Below are 18440 nucleotides of genomic sequence, written 5' to 3'. Positions count from 1 at the left end.
GGTGGACGACGGAGAATGGGAGCGCTCCCAATATGGAGCATTGCATGGGCATGCCAGGCCGTCAATGGGTCGGTGAAGGCCTTTGTGGCCTCCGGAGGCCTGGTCGGGGGCTTGCGTACGGCTGCTCGGCCGATGGTTGTCGGGGATTCTGAATTTCCTTTGTGGAGACCTCTGCTGACGTTCGGTCAATACGTCCGCGCTCGAAGGAAAGGGGAAGGTGACGAGATCTCTTGTTTCGGCTCGGCGCGCTGTGCAAAGGTGTGCCTTGTTGGCGTGCAGACAATTCGCTTCCTTCTGCGCGCGCACGGTGTGCCCGTGCGCCCCTCGCTTCGAAAGAGCTGTCGGGGGGCGATTGCGGTAACAACCCCCCATGGGTAGTCCCTCCGCTTCGGCGGGCGGGCTACATACCCATTGGTATGGACTAATTCCTGCGTTACCTTTGGGAGGAAAGCGGACGTGAATGACGCAGCGCTGTCTCATTCCCCAACGCCCGGTCGCTTGTTCGAAGTTTCGGATGAGCGGCTCGCGGCGGACCTGAAGAAGAGCTCGGGGAACACGCCCGCGCACCATCCCGTCGGGGAACTCCTGGACCGCCACTGGGAAGCGGTCTTCGCCTACGCGCGCCTGTGTACCAACGGTGTGCGTCCCGCCGGAATGCTCACCACGGCCGCTTTCACCCGACTGTTCGGCGAATCGCTGCGGCAGACCGGGCCGACGGCCGCCTGGCGGCCACAGTTGCTGGTCACCGTACGGCGTATGACCGCCGAATGGCTCGGGGACCAACGGCGGGAGATGCTCCATCCCGAATTGCTGGCCGATTCCGACAGCCGCGACCGGGTCATGGCGCGGCTTCTGCCGCCGGAGAACAGACGGCAGTTGTCGCGCGCGTTCCAGCGGCTTCCCGAGCCCGCCCGCTGTCTGCTGTGGCACACCGAGGTCGAGGCCGAACAACTCGCCGTACCGGCCGGGCTGTTGGGAGTCGGCGACGACGACGCCCTGGTGGAACTGCGGCGGGCCCGGGAACGCCTGCGCGAGGGCTGCCTGGAGATCCACCGCGAACTGGCCCCGGAGGAGGAGTGCCGCCGCTTCCACCGGATGCTCGACGTGTCCCTGCGCCGCGGCGGCGGCGACCTCGACGCCGATCTGAGCAGGCACATGGGCCGGTGCCGGCACTGCCGTCACACCGCCGACCAGTTGAGCCGGTTCAACGGCGGCCTCGCGCTGCCGCTGGCCGAGGCCCTGCTCGGCTGGGGCGCCGCGGCCTACCTCGACTCCCGCCCCGGCCGCGTCGACGCGATCGTGGAAGTGACGGACGTCCCGGACACCGTCCCTGCCGCGCACAGAATCCCTCCCCTTCCCAGCCACGCGCCCTTCGTTCCGAGTGAGCCCCCGCGCCCCGCGCCGCGCAGCCGCGCTTCCGGTGACTCCCGCCCGCCGGCGCACAGGGCGCCCCGGCGCTCCTCCCGCCGCGCCCCGCGCCGCAACAACGTCGCGTTGGCCGCGCTGACCGTGAGCGGAATGATCCTGGTCCCGCTGGTCCTGTGGGTCACCCAGAACTCGGACGGCGCACCCGGCATGGCCGATGGCGCCGGACCCTCGGGCTCGCCCAGTTCGGGCCCGGCCAAGGCGCCCGGACCGAACCCGTCCTGGATAGGCACCGGCGCCACGTCGAAGGGCGGCGTGCACGGCCGGCTGCGCAACACCGAGACCGGGCTGTGCGTCGGCATCGTGGGCGAGAAGCCCGCGAAGGGCGTGGAGACCGCGCTCACGCCGTGCTCCTCGGCGGCGAGCCAGGAATGGTCGTACGAGGACAACGGACTGCTGCGCGACCTGGCCGCCCCCGACCTCTGCCTCGACTCCCACCTCGGTTACTCGGTCCAACTGGCACCCTGCACCGGCGAGTCGCAACCGGGCACCAAGAACGTGCGCTACGACTTCACCCTCCAGGGCACGGTGGTGCCCCGTTGGAACCAGGACCTGGCCCTCACCCCCGCCTCCACCAAGGGCGAGGCGTCCTTGGTCCTCAAGGTCCGCAAGGAGGAGTCCGACCAGCACTGGACGATGGACACCTCGTCGCCCTCGCTCCAGATGGAGGCGGTCAACTGGGACTCCGCCGGACAGACGAAGACATCGTCGGGTCAGGCCTCTCCCGAGCCGTCGCCGACCGCCCCCAAGTCGTCGCCCCAGCCCTCGGCCAAGCCCTCGACGCCCGCGCCCTCGGCCTCGTCACCCGCCCACAACTGCTCCCCGTACTACTACTGCGCGCCATCGAGCGGACAACACGGCGCACCCGGGTACGACTACGGATATGGCTACGGCGGCTACGGCGGTTATGGGTACGGCGGTTACGGGGGTTACGGCGGTTATGGAGACGGCGGCGGCCAGGGCGGCCACCGCTGACCGTCCGGGACTGTCACATCTACCGCGGCCAGGCCACGCGCGCCTGGCCGCGATCGTGTGTGGAGTTGTAGCCGACGTCCGAGTCGTCAGGAACTCGCCGTGGCCGACTGCGAGGCCGCCGTGCCCAGGAACTCCGCCCAGCCGCCGAGGGGCGACTGCCCGGGGTTGAGGGTGCGCAGCTTGCGCAGTACGGCCGGGTCCTGGGCCTCCAGCCACTGGACGAGCTGGCGGAAGGAGACCAGGCGCACGTCGTCGTGCCCGGCGATCTGCTCGATGGCCTGCTCGACCGCGTCCATGTATATCCCCCCGTTCCAGCGTTCGAAGTGGTTGCCGATGAAGAAGGGGGCGCGGTTGCTCTCGTAGGCACGGCGGAAGCCGGCGAGGTAACTGTCGCGGGCCTGGGCACGCCAGGCGTCGTACATGGACTTGTCCCCGAGCGGGTTGGCGTGGGACTGGTTGGCCATCAGGTTGTAGTCCATCGACAGGACCTGGAAGGAGTGGCCGGGGAAGGGTATGGACTGCAGCGGGAAGTCCCAGACCTTGCCACCCTGGACCTTGCCGGGCCACATCTGCAGGCCGCCGGGGCTGCTCGCGTCGTACTTCCAGCCGAGGGCGGCGGCGGTCGGTAGCAGGTTGGACTGGCCCTCCAGACACGGGGCGCGGCCGCCGATCAGCTCCTTCTCGTAGTCGAAGGGGAACGGTTCGAGGTCGGTGAAGCCGGTGTTGGTCTTCCACTCGGTGACGAACTTCTTCGCCTGCGCGATCTCGCTGCGCCACTCGGCGGGGGACCAGCGGCGCACCCCGTCCGCGCCGCAGAAGTGGCCGTTGAAGTGGGTGCCGATCTCGTGGCCCTCCAGCCAGGCGGACCGGATCTGCTGGATCGTGGAGTGGATGTGCCGGTCGGAGAGGTAGCCGATCGCGGAGGCGCCCACGGGGTGCTGGGGCGGGCTGTAGAGGTGCTTCTTCGACTCGGGCAGCGTGTAGATGCCGCTGAGGAAGAACGTCATCGAGGCGCCGTGGTCGGCGGCGACCTTGCGGAAGCGGGAGAACAGCTTGTTGCTGAGCTCGCCCGCGCCGTCCCAGGAGAAGACCACGAACTGCGGCGGGCGCTCGCCCGGCTTCAGCCGCTCGGCCTTCGGCTGCTTGGGCTGGGCCCCGGTGTCGGCGGTGGAGCCGTCGCCGATCAGTTTCGGCTTGGGGGACTTGCCGCTCGTATCCCCATTGGCGCTGCTGCCCACGGACCAGTCGTTCGCCGAGCAGGCGGAGAGCGCGCCCAGGCCGCCCAGCGCGCCCGCCGATGCCGTCGCGGCCAGCAGATGCCTGCGTGAGATGCCGGTCATGTTGAACCCCCGATGTCCTTGATCCGGCTCCCACCCGCGGGCGGGAGCTTCCGTTCCTGTGACGCGCCGCTCTGCGGGGTGCGTCAAACGGTGTGATGCGTGGATCGTCGGGAAAGGTCGCCGGGATCGGCACGTGTTGCTGTTCCGTGACAAACCGTTTCCGGCGACTGAGGGGGAGTGAGCCTTGGGGAGCGAGTCCTCGTGGCCGACCTCGCCGACCTCGCCGGCGCTCGCTACAACTCGGTACGCCCGCAGCAGTTCCCCGCCCCGCCATCTTCGTGACTGATGGCGGGGCGGGGGAGAGCGGGCCGGCGGAGAGCGGGCCGGGTGGGGTCAGGCACCGGTGCCTGACCGGACGACCGTCAGGGACACCGAGGAGGCGTTTCCGGACACCGGTACCTCGCCCCCCTGCCACGCCACCTTGAGCGGGTCCCGCTCGTCGGGCGGCGTGACGATCAGCGTGGCGGGTGCCGCCGTCTTGGCGCCGCTGATCTCCGGATTGGAGAACGTCAGCCCCGCCCACGCGCTACGCCCCGGCGTCAGCGTGACCGTCGTCGGCGTGCCGGCGGAGCGCTTCGGGTCGGGCCCGAGCTGGTTGCCCGACGCGTTGACGAACGCCGCGCCGGGGAAGCCGCGCAATGTGCAGGTGCGGTGGGAGATGTTGGTGAGGACGACGGGGAAGTTCTCCTGACCGGCGCCCGGGTTGTTGGCGCCGACCGTCGCGCGCAGTTCCGAGGTGTGGCACCGGGTACTGCCGGACGAGCCGCTCCCGGTCGAGGACGAGTTCGAGGCCGCTGCCGAGGGAGTGGAGGAACCGGTCGGGGCGGCGCCCGTACCGGTGGTGTCCGTGGTCTTGTCGCCGGAGGCCGGCTCGGCGGTGCCGGAGAGCTTCTGCGGAGGACTGGCGGCGCCGTGGTCGGTGCCGCAGGCCGTGAGCAGGCCGAGCAGCGCGACACCCGCGACCAGTGCTGCCCTGTGGGTGGGGGAGGACGGGCGGCGGACGGGAACCGCGTCGCCGGGCCGGAAGGTCGCCATGTCAACACTCCTTGGAATTCACCGCACGTGCCCTGACTCGGCGTGCGAACGGCGCTCTGTGCTCTGTCACCAATGTCCGATGCTCGGGCACGCGAAAAAGTTCGCGGACCGGACGCTATATTTCCGCGGATCCCGGAACGGGGCCCATGATCCGGGCCCCGCGGGCCTCGGCGCCGCTCGTCAGCCTCCCGCTCGTCAGCTCCCCGCTCGTCAGTCTCCGGCCCGTATGGAGCCGAGAATCCGGTCGGTCGTCGCGGCGCTGCCGGCGGTCTGGCGGATCTGGACGTACAGCTGTGGCTGCTGGTTCCCGCCCGCCGAGCCCGCCGAGGCGAGCCCCGCCTCCGTGAGCGAGCCATGGCTGCCCGGACAGGCGTTCCAGGTCCGGATCAGCCCGTGCCAGCGCGTGCCCGTATAGGTGCGGCTGCCCTCGTAGTGGCAGTCGGTGTGGGCGATCGCCCCGACCCTGCCGCGCACGTCGCCGTGTTCGCTCAGGCCGACGAACACCCCGTCCACGCCCGAGCGCAGGTTCTGCCACTTCGCCAGGTCGTCCGCGACGGCGAGACCCGGTTCGTGCGTGTCCGACAGGCCCACGGTCCGCGGATTCCACCCGGAGTCGCGCAGTTGACGGCCCCACTCGTGCGGAACCTCGACCGAGACCTGTCCGGAGGCGTCCTCGACCGTCACGGACGGGGCGTCGGACCGCCGGGTCACGAGCGCGGTGGTCACACCGGCCGCGCCGACCGCCACCGCGGCGGCCACGGCCACCAGTACGGTCCGACGACGGCGCCGGGGCACGCGGACCGACCCCATCGACACCTGTTCGGCCAGCCGTTCCAACTCCACGGCCAGGCTCAGCGCCGTGGGCCAGCGCCGCTCGCGGTCGGGTTCCATGGCGCGCAGCAGCGCCCGCTGCGCGTCCGGGGCCAGATCCGTACGGAGTCGCTCGGGTCGTACGACCTTGCCGGGCGGCCCGGGGACCGACCCCGTGACCAGGTGGTAGCCCAGGGCGCCGAGGCTGTACACATCGGCCCGCGCGTCGATGCCCGAACCGGGCTGGGCCTGTTCGGGCGGGGTGTAGCCCGCGGAACCCGCCGCCATCGTCAGCCCGGAGGCCTGCGCCAGGCTCTTGGCGAGCCCGAGGTCGGCGAGCAGGACGCGGTCGGCGCCGCCGGACGAGGTGCGCAGCAGTATGTTGGACGGCTTGATGTCGCGGTGCACGATCCCGGCCGCGTGCAGCGCGGCCGCGCCCCGCGCCGCGAGGGCCGTCAGGCGCAGCGCCTCGGCGATGGGCAGCGGCCCGGCCTCGATCCGGTCGGCGAGGGTGCCTCCGTCGGCGTACTCCATGACGAAGTAGGGCCTGCCGTCGGGGAGTTCGCCGATGTCGTAGACCTGGACGACCCGGTTCGAGTCGGCCTTGCGCAGCAGCCGGGCCTCGGAGAGGAAACGTTCGCGGACGTCGAGATGGTCGGCCCAGTTGTCGGACAGTACCTTCAGGGCTACGACGGCCTCGAGCACCTCGTCGTGGGCGAGCCAGACGACGCCGAAGCCACCCGCGCCGAGACGCCGGTCCAGACGGTAGCGGCCGATCCGATCGAGGGGATCCCTCAGCATGGACGACCCGCCGGAAAGCCCGTGAGCCGGTGGGTTCGACCACGGTCGAGATGGCCTGGCATCTGTTCACCAGCGGGCATTTGCTCTCCAGGGCGGGGCGGATGCCACGAGCGCGGCGCTGTGGCCGCTGTCCTTGGACGGATTGCTGCTCCTGGCAACGGTCGGGCTGTTGAAGCCTACCGGTCGCGTCGGCCGCCGAGCACGCGGCACCGTGCGCAGGGCACTCTTCCTCGGTACCGAGGGTCTCGTCGGCGGCCAACACCCGCAGGACGGGGCGGATCAGGGAGGTGAGGTAAGGCTTGATGGATGTTCGGTTGGGAGTCACATCCGTCGCGCTCCGGTCGAGACCGCGTGTCGTCGCAGATGGAGGCCTTATGGCGGACTTCGTAAGCGCTCGGCGCAGGCTCCCAGGAGGAGACCTGTCCCCGGCGACCGCGCCGATACTCGACCGGGTGCGGCTCGGCGCGGGTGGACCGCTCACCCGCCTGCGGGTGGCGGGCGGCAGAGTCACCCATGCCGTCGCGGAGGAGGGCGCCGGGGGGCGAGCGGTGCCGGCCGGCGGTGAGCGGGTCCCGATCTGGCGGGACGGGTGCTGCTGCCGGGCTTGTGGGACGCCCATGTCCACACGGCCGAGTGGGCGAGCGCCCGTCACCGGCTCGACCTGTCCGGGACTGCCTCCAGAGGCGCGACCTCCGAGCTGTTCCAATGGCGCAGGACCGAGAGAGCGCCGGCCCACTGAGACGCGCTGAACGACGCCGCCAGGCCGGCCTGCTCTGCGAGGGAGGGACGCTCGGCCGCACCCAGCCGCACGAGATCGCCCCACAGCCTGAGGGCCGCCAGTTTCACGTCCGGGTCCGGGCACGGCGCGCCCGCCCACAACTCCGCACACCACCAGGCGAGTTCCGTACCGCACCGGGCCAACGCGGCACGTGCCGCGCCGTAGGTGACGGACGCCGGCTGTTCGGCCGTCTGCTTCGCCAGCGCGGCGATCCAGGGAACGTCCGCGCTCGGGATCCGTTCGCTCACCGCGGCGGCCGGCAGTTGGTGCCGGTGTGGTGCGTGGTCGACCAGACTCCGCTGGATCAGCTCGTTCAGCTCGTTCAGCTTGTTGCGACGCGCCTTGTGCCAACGCTCGCCGTCGCAGAAGCGGATGGGCGACGACTTCGCGGATGGGCAGGCCGCGCACCGCCGCGCGCATCAGGTCCCCGGCGGTCTCCGCCCGGTTCTGGGGCGACTCCGCAGACGCTGCCCCGGCTGCCGGTCGCGGATCTGCTGGACCAGTGTGCGGGCCAGAGGTTCCTCGTGTCCCCGGGCGATGTAGAGATCGGAGAGGGAGATCCCGTGGTCCAGCAGTGCGATCTCGTCGAGCGCCCGCTCGCTGACAGCGTGCAGGAATTCGTTCTTCGACTTCCCGCCGTCGCCGCTCGCCCTGCTCACCCGCCACAGGTCGCGTACGACCACGCGCAGCTGTCCCACGAGCACGGGGGCAGCCGGTAGGGGAGCGCAAGACGGATCGTGGCTTCCACGATCCGCTGCTGGTCGAAGCCGATGCCCTTGCCCGCCTGCAGGCCGGCGAGGAGCGAGACGAAGGTGTCCCGGTGGAACTGAGGAACACGGTCCGGCGCCCTGCTCAGTCCCTAGTCCCGGTCCATGACCATCTGACGGCGCACCAGCCGGTGCACCTCGCTCCACACCGCCTCGTCCGTGCGGCTTGCCTCACCGCCCCGCCGCCCCGTCGTCTGCCGTCGCAGCTGCTCAAGGCAACGGTCATAGAGCAGTTCCAAGGCCGTCAGCAGGAGCTGTGCCGCTGTGCGGGCCACCTCGGAGTCCGGTCCCAGCCGGTCCCCTCCCGGCTCTGACGCTTCCGCTCCTGCCACCGCCTCAACTCCCCGTCGAGATCGCTGGATTGCCGGTCGCCCAGAGTAGGGGACAGGTCGAGCCCTTCCGGGCCGACACCGCGAACGAGACCTCGCGGCAAATGCCACCCCAACGGGATCCGACCTGCGGATTCGCAAAGCCGAAAGTCCATGACCTCGCCGTGGTTCGTGCCCCGACCAGGCACGCGGGACCTTGAGAACTCACGCCGGCACAGTCCGGGGTGCGGGCCCGCACCTCACCGCTTCGAACTGGTGAGGTCCACATGAATCGTACCTTCAACTCCCTTTTGTCCGCCGTCCCTTCCTGCCTGAGCACTGTCCACGCGCAAGTGACCGCGCTCGCCGAGACGACGGCGCACTTCGCCGAGCGCACACTCGTCTGGCATCCGGACCCCGCGGTGGGCCTGGTCGCTCACGTCCTGGGAGGCCTGGTACGCGACGAGGGCGTCCGACGGTACTTCCGGATCACACTCCGTGTGGCATGGGCACGGACGACTGCCCTGCTGAACCGGGCGTCAGGGATGACCTCCCGGTCTGTCTGCCGAGGCAGTCCATGCAACTATGATGCCTGGCCTCTGATCGACACCGAGGGGAGCACCCAGTGCAGGACGCGGCGGCGACCGAGGAGCTCGCGTTGCGCGCGGCCTCGGGCGATCCGGAAGCCCTTGACCTGCTGCTCCAGGGGATCCGACCGGAGGTCGTGCGGCGCTGCGGGCGCTTCCTGCCCTGTCGCGAGGACGCCGAGGAGGCGGCGCAGGACGTCCTCCTCCAGGTGGCGCGGAAGATCACCTCATTCGAGGGGCGCAGCCGGTTCAGCACCTGGCTCTACACGGTCGTCGCCAACTGCGCCCGTCAGAAGTACCGCGAGCTGAAGCGGCGGGCCGCCGAGCAGCCGGACGTCATCGATGCCTCGCAGCACGTCGACCCGCGCACCACGAGCGTGATCGCCGGATCCCGCATCGACCTCCTGGAGGCGCTGGAGCGCCTGGAGCGCGAACACCCGCATCTGGTGGCGCCGTTGGTCTACCGGGACATCTGCCAGCTGGAGTACGCCGAGGTCGCCGAGCGCGTCGGCATTCCGCTCGGCACGCTCAAGTCCCGGCTGCACGAGGCGCGCAAGCAGGTCAGGCCCTGGCTGGTCGACGCGTCCTGACGGATCATCGTCCGACTGCCGCGGGCAACCACCGCGCGGATCTTCAACTGGCCTGAATTCTACGCCGGTTGTGGCGCAAGGTAAGAGGTTGATGATAAGTCGCGGCAGGGTCTCCCGGCGGCCTTGATCATGTCTGTACTGTCCACCGTTGTGTCGGACGGCAGTCGTTCAACGGCCGTTCTACGCGCGCAGATCGGCGCCCCGCACCGCCCCTTCCCCCGCCCCCACCCATGGAGGAATGCCGGATGCTCACCCCCACAAGGCCCCGCCACAGACTCGCCGTCGCCCTCACCGCGCTCGGCGTGCTGCTCACGGGAGCCGCGCTCCAGACGACCACCGCCGCCCCCGCGCACGCGGCCACCACCCATCGCGTCCTGTTCGACAACGGCCACGCGGAGACGGCGGGCAACGCCGACTGGATCATCTCCACCAGTCAGCCGAACCCGCTGAACGAGGACTCCTCGCCGTCCTCCGAGACCGACTGGACCGGCGCGCTCTCCTCGTGGGGCGTGGCCCTGCAGAAGACCGGCGACTACAGCCTGGACACACTGCCTTCGGGCTCCAAGCTGACGTACGGCGGTACCTCGGCCACCGACCTGTCGAACTTCGACACGCTGGTGCTGCCCGAGCCCAACACGCTCTTCACCACGGCCGAGAAGACCGCGATCATGACGTTCGTGAAGAACGGCGGCGGTCTGTTCATGATCTCCGACCACACCGGCGCCGACCGCAACAGCGACGGCTACGACGCGGTGAAGATCCTCAACGACCTGATGACCAACAACAGCGTCGACTCCACCGACCCGTTCGGCTTCTCCGTAGACTCGCTGAACATCAGCTCGGGCTACCCCGCGGCGATCAGCGACAGCACCAACGCCGTCCTGCACGGCTCGTTCGGCACCGTCACCAAGAGCCTCATCGCCAACGGTACGACGGCCACGCTGAAGCCCGCCGACAACTCGGCGGTCAAGGGCCTGCTCTACCGCTCCGGTTACTCGGGCAACACCGGGGCCTTCTTCGCCACCAGCACCTTCGGCAGTGGCAAGGTCGCCTTCTGGGGCGACAGTTCGCCGATCGACGACGGCACCGGCCAGTCCGGCAACACCCTGTACGACGGTTGGAACGACACCGGAGCCACCAACGCCGCACTCGCGCTGAACGCCACCGAGTGGCTCTCCTCGTGAGTGAGCCGAGCCTCGTGTGTGAGCAAGTGAGCAAGTGAGCAAGTGAGCCCGTGGCCCCTGGTGTGCGCACACCAGGGGCCACGGGCCCGGTCGTGTCCGGTCAGCGCTGGGTGTAGATGAAGCCGATCTTGTCGACCTCGTCGCCCGTGCGGCCGTGGAACCCGGCGACCTGCCAGCCCGACGGCGCCGTGCGGGTCACACAGTCCGAGGTCGTCGTACCGCCCGCCAGGCTGTTGCCGAGGTTGGTGGTGAACTTGGCGTAGAAGATGCGGGTGTTGCCGTCCTTCACGCCCTGGCACAGTTGCGCCGAGGTGACGTACTCGCCACTGCCGAGCGTGAGCGACGAGGCGGTGCCCCCCGTACCGCCGTGGGTCAGCGTGGTGCCGCTGCTCAGGGTCAGGCCCATCTGGTCGACGCGCGAGCCGCTGCGCAGCGTGAGGGTGGTCGCCCTGGCCCCGGCCGGCACGCTGTCGATGTCGTTGAAGTAGTCCCCGTGCGGGCCGCCGAACTGGTCGCTCAGCTGGAAGGCGGAGTTGCGCGACCAGGTGAACCTGGCGGTGATCGGGTCGTGGTCGGAGAGCATCAGCCCGTCCGAGGTCAGGAAGCTCGCGTGCTCGTTGTTGTAGCTCGTGGCGTCGAGCGTGACCAGCTTGCTGCCGCGGTAGAGGATCTTGTCCACGACCTCGCAGGTGTTGGGCACGGTGGCACCGGTCTGGTCGCAGACCAGCGCGTCGCTGCCCTTGGCGGGCGGGGTGCCGCCGCGGATGAGCTTGACCCAGGCGTCGGTCAGGCCGTTGGCCGCGCCGAACTCGGCGATCGTGTCGCCGGTACGGGTGTAGCGGGTGTTGGTGTCACCCATGACCACCACGGCGTTGCCCTTGGAGTGGCTCTGGATGAACGCCGTGAGCTGGTTGAGGTTGTCCGCCCGCGAGGCCAGGTCGCCGTCGTTCGTGCCCGCGTTGGTGTGCAGGTTGTAGAAGTCGACGTAGACGCCCTCCGCCAGCCGCTCCCGCATGAACGTGAAGCCCTTGGGGGTCAGGCAGTCACCCGAGTCGATCTGGCAGGAGTTCCAGTGCACCCGCTCGAAGTCGTCGGTGTCGTAGGAGATCTTGGACAGGGTGTTGAGCCCGCTGCCGATCCCGGCACCGCCGCTGGTGGGCGTGCGGTAGGCGTGCGTGGTGTCGCCGGCGTAGAGGTAGGCGTGGTAGTTGAAGTCCTCCTCCACGTGGACGATGTCGTACGGGCCGAGCCGCTGGCCTATCGCCGTGGTGCTGGTGTCGCGCGGGGTCGAGGCGCTGGAGAGGCTCTCGGGGAGTCCGGCGACGTTGTAGCTGAGCACGTTGAAGGTGCCCGAGTCGGCGGCGGCCGCAGCGGGGGCGGTCGCCGTGAGTCCGCCGAGGGCCGCGGCTGCCGCGGCCAGTGTGGCGAGGACTCCTCGGAGAGGTGACATGGGGGTGTCTCCTGGGGGCTGGGTACTGAGGGATGACGGGGCGTCAGTAGCCGACCGAGAACGTGGCGTCGGCCTTCTCGGTGCTGGTGGAGATGGGATCGATGCGCAGGACGTAGTCTGCGTGGCGGATGTGACGGTCCGGATAGTTGAAGGAGCGGAAAGATGACCAGGAGGTGTCGGCCAGGCCCGCGGTCCGGTAGAACGTGGCGTCCTGCGCGAACGTCGTCGTGCTGTCGTTGACGTCCAGTTGCAGCTGGTAGTTGTAGTGCCGCAGATAGCGCGTGGGATAGCTGACGGACTGGAAGGACACCCCGGAGCTGTCGGCGAGCCCCGGCACGAGCTTCCACTCCGCGTCGGTGTACGGGTCGAACGGGTAGGCGTCGATCCTGCCGACGTAGTTCGCGTGGCGGACGTAACGGTCCGGGTAGTTGTAGGACTTGATCCGGTTCCAGCTCGGCTTTCCGTACGCCGCCACGAGGTTGTCGTACTCGGTGGTGGTGATCGGCTGGATGGTGCCGTGCTTGGAGTTGACCGGCTGGGTGTAGAGCCGCTGGTCGACGGCGGCCCAGGTGCCGGCGGCCAGGTCGCTCGTCTGCCAGGCGTAGAAGACACCGTTCGGGGTGTAGGTGTCTCCCCAGAGGTACCAGGTGCTCGACGTCTGGGACTTCACGAGGATCGGGGCCTCGGTGCCGCCGTGTGCGGCGGGTGTGCTGAACACGGTGAAGCTGCCCGGGTCCAGGGAGGTCGACTTGGCGCCGACCAGCGTCTGGTCCTTCTTGAAGTAGAGGTAGTTGACCCCACCGACGCCCACGGCCAGATCGCCGTCGATGATGTCGTAGCCGGGGTCGAAGAAGACCTGCGCCGTCGACGCCGTCACGAAGTCGGTGGTGTAGTTCACCATGATCACGTTGTGGCCCGTGGAGTTGACGGCCGAGTAGATGATCCCGTACTGGCCACGCCCCGCGTCCCAGTACGCCTCCGGAGCCCAGCTGTGGGTGGCCATGTCGTGCAGCTTCAGTCGCCGGTAGCCGGTGAAGGAGCGCAGATCGGCGGAGTCCCAGATGTGGATGTACTGGCTCTGCAGGCTCCAGTCGGTGCCCTTGAGGTCGGTGGCGAGCACCACGAACGTGCCGTCCTGCTTGCGCAGGATGAACGGGTCGCGCAGACCGCCGGTGCCCCCGGTCGGGGTCACGACCGGGTTGTTCTGGTTCAGCGGCATCCACTGGAGCGAGTCGGTGCTGACGGCCAGGTGGAGGCCGTAGTCGTCGCCGAGGCCGTTCGGGGACTCGGTGAAGTAGCCCATCACGTACGCGGATCCGGCCGCGGCGCGCGCGGACGGGACGCCGATCGTGAAGGAGGCGGTGAGGGCGGCCATCGCCCCCAGCACGGTGCGGCGGGACGGCTGAAGGGGGCTGGGGCGGTCGCTCATCGGGTGCGTCTCCCTCACTTCTTCGGCTGAGGCTGAGGCTGAGGCCGAGGCTGCGGCTGCGGAGGTCATGCCCAGGCCGTCACGGGCACGAAGGAGCTGTCCTGGCGGAAGAGGTCGGTGCCGTCCGACACGTCCAGGCGCAGCTGGTAGTTGTAGTGGCGCAGGTAGTAGCCCGGGTAGTTGTACGACTCGAAGCGGACGGCGCCGTCTGGGGTGCCCGTGCGGATGACGAACGTGGCGTCCTTGGCGAACGTCGACGTACCGTCGTTGGCGTCGAAGCGGCCCCGGAAGTCCCAGTGGCGCAGGTAGTTGCCCGCCGCGTCCCGGAAGGAGTAGGCGTTCGCGTCGGCGAGGCCCGGCACCACGGTGAAGGTGGACGCCTGCTTCTCCGCGGTGGTGCTGGAGCTGGTGACCACGGGCAGGTTGAGCAGCGCGGACTGCTCCTGCCAGTAGCGGGTGGAGTAGTTGCCCGACCGGAAGGAACGGGTGACATCGGTCGCCAGGTTCACGCCGCCGGACACCGTCTCCTTGATCACGGTGAAGTGCCGGGCCGTTCCGGAGATGCCCGGAAGCTTCTTCGGGGCGGTCCAGGTCGCGAAGGTGTCGTAGCTGTCGCTGTAGTAGTAACTGCCGTCGCCATAGCCGTCGAAGAAGATCCGCCAGGCCCCGTTGTCGAGCTGGATCACCGAGGGACCCTCACGGGTGCCGCCCCAGCCGGCCCAGTCGCCGGTCCGGGTGATGGTGTACGGCCCGGTCAGGCTGGAGGCGGTCGCGTACTCGATGTACTTCGTCGTCTCGTTCTTCGGGAACGCGTGATAGGTGGAGCCGATCTTCACGATGAACGTGTCGATGTGGTTGGTGCCGATACCGGACAGAGCCACGGGTGAACTCCACGCGGTGAGAGCGGAGTTGGCGGCCTTCATCACATACGGCGTGAAGATCCACTCGTCGTCGGTGGTCGAACAGGACACGATGACGTTCACGCTGCCGTCGCTGTCGACGAACCACTCGGGGGCCCACGCGCGGGACAGATTGGTGAGGGGGACCGTGTAGTCGTACAGGAAGGTCCAGTTGGCCCGGTCGGAGCTGCGGGCGAATCCGATGGTGGTGCTGACGTCCTGCCAGGTGTGCGTGGTGTAGGTGATGTAGTAGTAGCCGTCGGTGTGCTTGAACACGCTGGCGTCGCGGATGCGGTTGCCGGGCGGGGTGTAGGCGGAGGACTTGACGAGCCGGAAGTCGGTCGCGTCGTCGGACTGGTAGACGTTCACGGTGCCGTCGTCGCTGTTGAGGAACGGCACGATGGTGTAGCGGGTGGCCGAGCCGTGGGCGGGGGCCGCCGCGGCGGCCGAGCCGAGCAGGCCGGGCAGTTCGCCCAGTACGAGTGCGGTTGCGGGTATCGCGACCATCGCGCGCAGCAGACTGCGCCGGGACGGGTTGAGCGGCGTCGAGGACGCGTTCCGGTCGGGGGTGATCATTTTTGCGGCTCTCCTTGTTTCTGTCGTTCCGGGTGGGGGTGCGGCGGCTCCGCGTCCCCACCCGTCCTGCGCACACGTCGAGGTGGCGTCGCCCAGGCCTGGGCCAGAGCGGCGACCTCCTCGGCGGTGAGGGTCTTGCCGTACACACGGAAGTCGTCGACGGCACCCCTCAGGTAGGGGTCGGCGTACTGCGTGCCGAGGTAACCGGCACGGATGTGGTTGCCGAAGTAGCTCGGGTCCACGGTGACCTGGGCGTTCCGTCCGGCCTCCTGCCCGTCCACGTACAGGACGGCGGTCCCGCCGCCGTACGTCACCGCCACATGCACCCAGCGGTCGGTGGGCAACGGCGCGGCGTCGATGCGCTGCTCGGCACCCGCGCCTGCGGCGGTGATGGCGTAGCGGAGGGTGCCGTCGCCGCTGAGCGGGGTGAGGAACATGTTGGCCGTGACACCGGTGCCGAGGTCGAACACCCGGCCCCAGACGCCGGGTTGGCCGTCCAGCCGCACCCAGCCGGCCAGCGTGTAGGCGGCGGCACCCGCAAGGAGGTCGTCGGCCAGGCGTACGTACCCGTCCGTGCCGTCGAGGGCCACCGCGCCACCGCTGACGCCGGCCGCCGTCCAGGCGGCACCGCCGACGAGCTGGGCCGCCTTCCCGTTCCTGGTGGCGTCGGCGGCCGTGGTCCCGGAGGTCTCGTCGAAACGGTGCCAGGCGGCGAACTCCGGTGGCGGGGGAGGTGGTTCACCGGTCTGCCAGTACACGGAGTAGTGCTGGTGGTGCACCCGGGAGATCGGCAGCAGTGAGACGTCCGCACCGTCGGCGCGGGCGGTGAACCGCAGCGGGTCCGTTGACTCCTGCCGTACGGATCCGGTGTCCAGGCGCGGCAGCCACGGCGTCGCCCGGTCCCCGTACGCCCCTGCCAGCACCACCGGGCCGTGCAGTACCGCCTGGACGTCGGGGTCGTCAGGCGTGGGCTCGATGACCGTGCGCATGGGCAGCGACACCTCGACCCGGTCCCCGGCGCGCCACTCCCGCTCGAGGGTCAGCCAACCGCCGGGCTCAGGACGGTCGGGCAGGGCGCGGCCGTTGAGCGCCGCGCGGGCGTCCGCGGCCCAGGACGGTACACGGACGAGGAGTTGGTGCGCGGCCCGTCCGGCGGTGACGGTCAGCACGGTCGAGGACCGATCGGGGAAGGAGGTGGTCTGTCGCCAAGTGATGTTCTGGTCCCGCCAGTTGACCTGCGACGGGATGAACAGGTTCACCAGCAGCCGGTGCCGGTCGTGCGAGTAGACGGTGTCGGCGAACTTCGCCTGCGTCTCCATGCCGGTGCCGTGGTCGCAGGAGAAGTTGTCGTAGTCGGTGGAGTACGCGTCCGGGTCGGTGCCCATGAAGGACGGCTGCTGCTTGAAGGCGCCGGGGCCCAGACCCGTGTAATAGATGTTGAAGCCGTGCGCCGAGTCCGGGTCCTGCTCACCGAGCATCTGGTTGAACAGGGTGCGCTCGTAGTAGTCGAGCAGATCGGTGCGCTGCGGTGTGCGGAAGTGCAGCAGCCGGGTCAGCTTCAGCATGTTGTAGCTGTTGCAGTTCTCGCAGGTGTTGTTCGACAACTGGCCCGCGATGACATCCGGTTCGTGAAAGCCCTCGCCGTTGCTGTTCCCGCCGATCACGTAGGTGTGGTGGTCGGTGACGATCTGCCAGAAGTTCTCGGCGATCGTGCGGTAGCGGTCGGGCAGGCCCTCCTCCCACAGGCGCAGGGCGCCGACCATCTTGGGGATCTGGGTGTTGGCGTGCAGCCCCGCGAGCCTGTCCTCGTTCCTGGCCAGCGGGTCGAAGACGCGGGCGTGCGTGAAGCGTTCGGCGACGGCGAGCCACTTGGTGTCGCCGGTGAGGGCGTGCAGATCGGCGAGCACGTCGTTCATGCCGCCGAACTCCGTCTCCAGCACCCGCTGCATCTGCTCGTACGACAGCGGCTCGGTGCGCCGGTCGACCCACTCGGCCTGGCGCAGCACGACGTCGAGGGCTTGTCCGCTGCCGGTCAGCCGGTGCTGCTCGACCAGCCCGGCCATGATCTTGTGGATCGTGTAGTACGGCGCCCATACGCCGGTCCCGGCTTCGAGGCGGTCGAAGAAGCTCTCCGGGAACGCGGACAGATAGCCCGCGCCGAAGCCCGCGGCGGGGGAGGCGGCCTGGCACCCGGCGAGCGCCGCGACGAGCCGATGACCCTTGTCGCGCAGGGCCCGCTCCCCGGTGTTGGCGTAGGCGAGGGCGAGCCCGGAGAGCAGATGGCCGGTCGAATGGCCGCGCAACTCGACGCTCGGGCCCTCCCAGCCACCGCACGGCTGGGCGCTGCTGGGCAGACCGACGTTCGTACGGAAGGTGTGGAGCAGCCGGTCGATGTCCACGAAGCGCAGATAGGCGGAGTTGCGCTGCTGGTTGGCCCGGAAGGCGCTGTCCAGGAGGGTCACCGAGCCGAGGGGGAAAGGCCTGACGGGAGCGGTGGCGTCGTGGGCGACGGTGACGCCCGAGCTGTCGGTCCCGGTCGAGGCGTGGGCCGCGCCGCCGCCGGCCGCGGCCAGGGTCACGGCGGCCGTGGACGTGCCGGTGACGGCGAGGAAGTGACGTCTGTCGAGTGGGGGGTTCACGAAGACCTCCGCATGCCGAAGAACCGGGCGGTGGTGTCCCTTCACCGCCCTGTTCTCGTTCGAAATACCGAATGTTGTGCGACATGCTGTGCAACAAGCAGTGCGAGGCATCACGGTAAGGGCTTGCTGGGTGATGTGAATAGTGCTTGTGGTGAAGGAAGTTGGTGCGAGGGGACTACGGATTCACAGGGGCGGGCGGTGGCCGTGGAGTGCCGGGTGTCGGCGGCCCTGTTTAGGGTGGTCCGCGTGACGGAGAAGACCAGGGAGAAGACCAGCAGACCGCTCGCCGTGTTCGACCTCGACGGCACGCTCGCGGACAGCGCGCACCGGCAGCGGTTCCTGGAGCGCAAGCCGCGGGACTGGGACGCGTTCTTCGCGGCCGCGCCGCAGGATCCGCCGCTCGCGGAGGGGGTGGCCCTGGCGTTGCGCAGCACGGAGGAGTGCGAGGTGGTCTATCTGACCGGCCGTCCCGAGCGCTGCCGCCGCGACACCGTCGAGTGGCTGGCCGCGCAGGGGTTGCCCGAGGGGCGTGTCTGGATGCGACGCAACGACGACCGCAGGCCCGCCCGCCGCACCAAGCTGGACATCCTGCGCCGGCTCGCGCGCGACCGCGAGATCCACGTCCTCGTCGACGACGACGAACTCGTCTGCGACGAGGCGGAACGGGACGGCTTCAGAGTCGTCCGAGCCCGCTGGGCCACGACGTCCGCGGCACTGAAGGACGCACAGGAGCGGGAGGGACGGACCTAGGCCCTGTCGTCACATTCCCGTCGTCCGCCCGGAGGGCGGGCCCTGCGGCGTCAGGTGCGTGCTCTCGGCGTGCCGGGCACAGGCCCTCGTACTGGAC

15 protein-coding genes are annotated in these 18440 nt (G+C 69.5%); 5 read left to right on the top strand and 10 right to left on the bottom strand.

Features of this window, described 5'->3' with window-relative positions; translation table 11 throughout:
- Window positions 1–498: 498 nt before the first annotated feature.
- Entirely contained in the window at window positions 499–2400 is a 1902-nt protein-coding gene (locus ACFVWD_RS28565) for a ricin-type beta-trefoil lectin domain protein (protein WP_389600153.1), read from the top strand.
- Between the two features lie 86 nt (window positions 2401–2486).
- Here the strand turns inward: ACFVWD_RS28565 and ACFVWD_RS28560 are convergent, their stop codons facing one another.
- From ACFVWD_RS28560 to ACFVWD_RS28550, 3 genes are all read right to left on the bottom strand, one after another.
- Window positions 2487–3740 (bottom strand): hypothetical protein, encoded by a 1254-nt coding sequence (locus ACFVWD_RS28560; protein ID WP_389600152.1) that lies wholly within the window; start codon window positions 3738–3740, stop codon window positions 2487–2489.
- A 333-nt stretch (window positions 3741–4073) separates the two neighbouring features.
- Window positions 4074–4775 carry a DUF4232 domain-containing protein gene (locus ACFVWD_RS28555; RefSeq protein ID WP_389600150.1) on the bottom strand — a complete coding sequence of 234 codons (702 nt, stop codon included), beginning with the start codon at window positions 4773–4775 and terminating at the stop codon, window positions 4074–4076.
- Window positions 4776–4985: 210 nt separating this feature from the next.
- The gene (locus ACFVWD_RS28550) at window positions 4986–6386 is read right to left on the bottom strand and encodes a serine/threonine-protein kinase (protein WP_389600149.1); all 1401 of its coding nucleotides are present in this window, start codon (window positions 6384–6386) and stop codon (window positions 4986–4988) included.
- A gap of 55 nt (window positions 6387–6441) precedes the next feature.
- On the opposite strand from ACFVWD_RS28550, the gene ACFVWD_RS28545 reads away from it, so the two are divergent.
- Window positions 6442–6951: a DUF2637 domain-containing protein gene (locus ACFVWD_RS28545; protein WP_389600236.1), complete on the top strand. Its 510-nt coding sequence runs from the start codon at window positions 6442–6444 to the stop codon at window positions 6949–6951.
- 83 nt (window positions 6952–7034) lie between these two features.
- Here the strand turns inward: ACFVWD_RS28545 and ACFVWD_RS28540 are convergent, their stop codons facing one another.
- From ACFVWD_RS28540 to ACFVWD_RS28530, 3 genes are all read right to left on the bottom strand, one after another.
- Complete coding sequence (locus tag ACFVWD_RS28540) at window positions 7035–7412, bottom strand: hypothetical protein (RefSeq protein ID WP_389600147.1); 378 nt, start codon at window positions 7410–7412, stop codon at window positions 7035–7037.
- 171 nt (window positions 7413–7583) lie between these two features.
- Entirely contained in the window at window positions 7584–7868 is a 285-nt protein-coding gene (locus tag ACFVWD_RS28535) for a hypothetical protein (RefSeq protein WP_389600145.1), read from the bottom strand.
- A gap of 155 nt (window positions 7869–8023) precedes the next feature.
- Window positions 8024–8263: a hypothetical protein gene (locus ACFVWD_RS28530; RefSeq protein ID WP_389600143.1), complete on the bottom strand. Its 240-nt coding sequence runs from the start codon at window positions 8261–8263 to the stop codon at window positions 8024–8026.
- Window positions 8264–8864: 601 nt separating this feature from the next.
- On the opposite strand from ACFVWD_RS28530, the gene ACFVWD_RS28525 reads away from it, so the two are divergent.
- Together ACFVWD_RS28525 and ACFVWD_RS28520 are read left to right on the top strand one after the other, a co-directional pair.
- On the top strand, window positions 8865–9416 hold the full coding sequence (locus tag ACFVWD_RS28525; RefSeq protein WP_168514008.1) for an RNA polymerase sigma factor: 552 nt from the start codon (window positions 8865–8867) through the stop codon (window positions 9414–9416).
- A gap of 245 nt (window positions 9417–9661) precedes the next feature.
- Window positions 9662–10600, top strand: coding sequence for a hydrolase (locus ACFVWD_RS28520; protein ID WP_389600141.1), 939 nt, complete (start codon window positions 9662–9664; stop codon window positions 10598–10600).
- 100 nt (window positions 10601–10700) lie between these two features.
- Here the strand turns inward: ACFVWD_RS28520 and ACFVWD_RS28515 are convergent, their stop codons facing one another.
- From ACFVWD_RS28515 to ACFVWD_RS28500, 4 genes are all read right to left on the bottom strand, one after another.
- Entirely contained in the window at window positions 10701–12050 is a 1350-nt protein-coding gene (locus ACFVWD_RS28515; RefSeq protein WP_389600139.1) for a jacalin-like lectin, read from the bottom strand.
- Between the two features lie 43 nt (window positions 12051–12093).
- On the bottom strand, window positions 12094–13479 hold the full coding sequence (locus ACFVWD_RS28510) for a glycoside hydrolase family 43 protein (protein ID WP_389600137.1): 1386 nt from the start codon (window positions 13477–13479) through the stop codon (window positions 12094–12096).
- A gap of 65 nt (window positions 13480–13544) precedes the next feature.
- Entirely contained in the window at window positions 13545–14954 is a 1410-nt protein-coding gene (locus ACFVWD_RS28505; RefSeq protein ID WP_389600136.1) for a glycoside hydrolase family 43 protein, read from the bottom strand.
- Complete coding sequence (locus tag ACFVWD_RS28500; RefSeq protein WP_389600134.1) at window positions 14951–17593, bottom strand: beta-L-arabinofuranosidase domain-containing protein; 2643 nt, start codon at window positions 17591–17593, stop codon at window positions 14951–14953. Before ACFVWD_RS28500 ends, ACFVWD_RS28505 begins: the two co-directional genes overlap by 4 nt.
- 237 nt (window positions 17594–17830) lie before the next feature.
- On the opposite strand from ACFVWD_RS28500, the gene ACFVWD_RS28495 reads away from it, so the two are divergent.
- Entirely contained in the window at window positions 17831–18343 is a 513-nt protein-coding gene (locus ACFVWD_RS28495) for a hypothetical protein (protein ID WP_389600133.1), read from the top strand.
- Window positions 18344–18440: the final 97 nt, after the last annotated feature.

The sequence above is a fragment of the Streptomyces sp. NPDC058086 genome (assembly GCF_042885015.1).
Lineage (GTDB): Bacteria > Actinomycetota > Actinomycetes > Streptomycetales > Streptomycetaceae > Streptomyces.
Note: the sequence above shows the minus strand (reverse complement) of the source record. Positions and strands in the feature narration are given on the sequence as shown.

Coding starts and splice junctions, on each gene's coding strand:
- ACFVWD_RS28520 (WP_389600141.1), top strand. CDS start 9,662: ATGCTCACCCCCACAAGGCCCCGCCACAGACTCGCCGTCGCCCTCACC.
- ACFVWD_RS28550 (WP_389600149.1), bottom strand. CDS start 6,386: ATGCTGAGGGATCCCCTCGATCGGATCGGCCGCTACCGTCTGGACCGG.
- ACFVWD_RS28515 (WP_389600139.1), bottom strand. CDS start 12,050: ATGTCACCTCTCCGAGGAGTCCTCGCCACACTGGCCGCGGCAGCCGCG.
- ACFVWD_RS28560 (WP_389600152.1), bottom strand. CDS start 3,740: ATGACCGGCATCTCACGCAGGCATCTGCTGGCCGCGACGGCATCGGCG.
- ACFVWD_RS28505 (WP_389600136.1), bottom strand. CDS start 14,954: ATGATCACCCCCGACCGGAACGCGTCCTCGACGCCGCTCAACCCGTCC.
- ACFVWD_RS28510 (WP_389600137.1), bottom strand. CDS start 13,479: ATGAGCGACCGCCCCAGCCCCCTTCAGCCGTCCCGCCGCACCGTGCTG.
- ACFVWD_RS28555 (WP_389600150.1), bottom strand. CDS start 4,775: ATGGCGACCTTCCGGCCCGGCGACGCGGTTCCCGTCCGCCGCCCGTCC.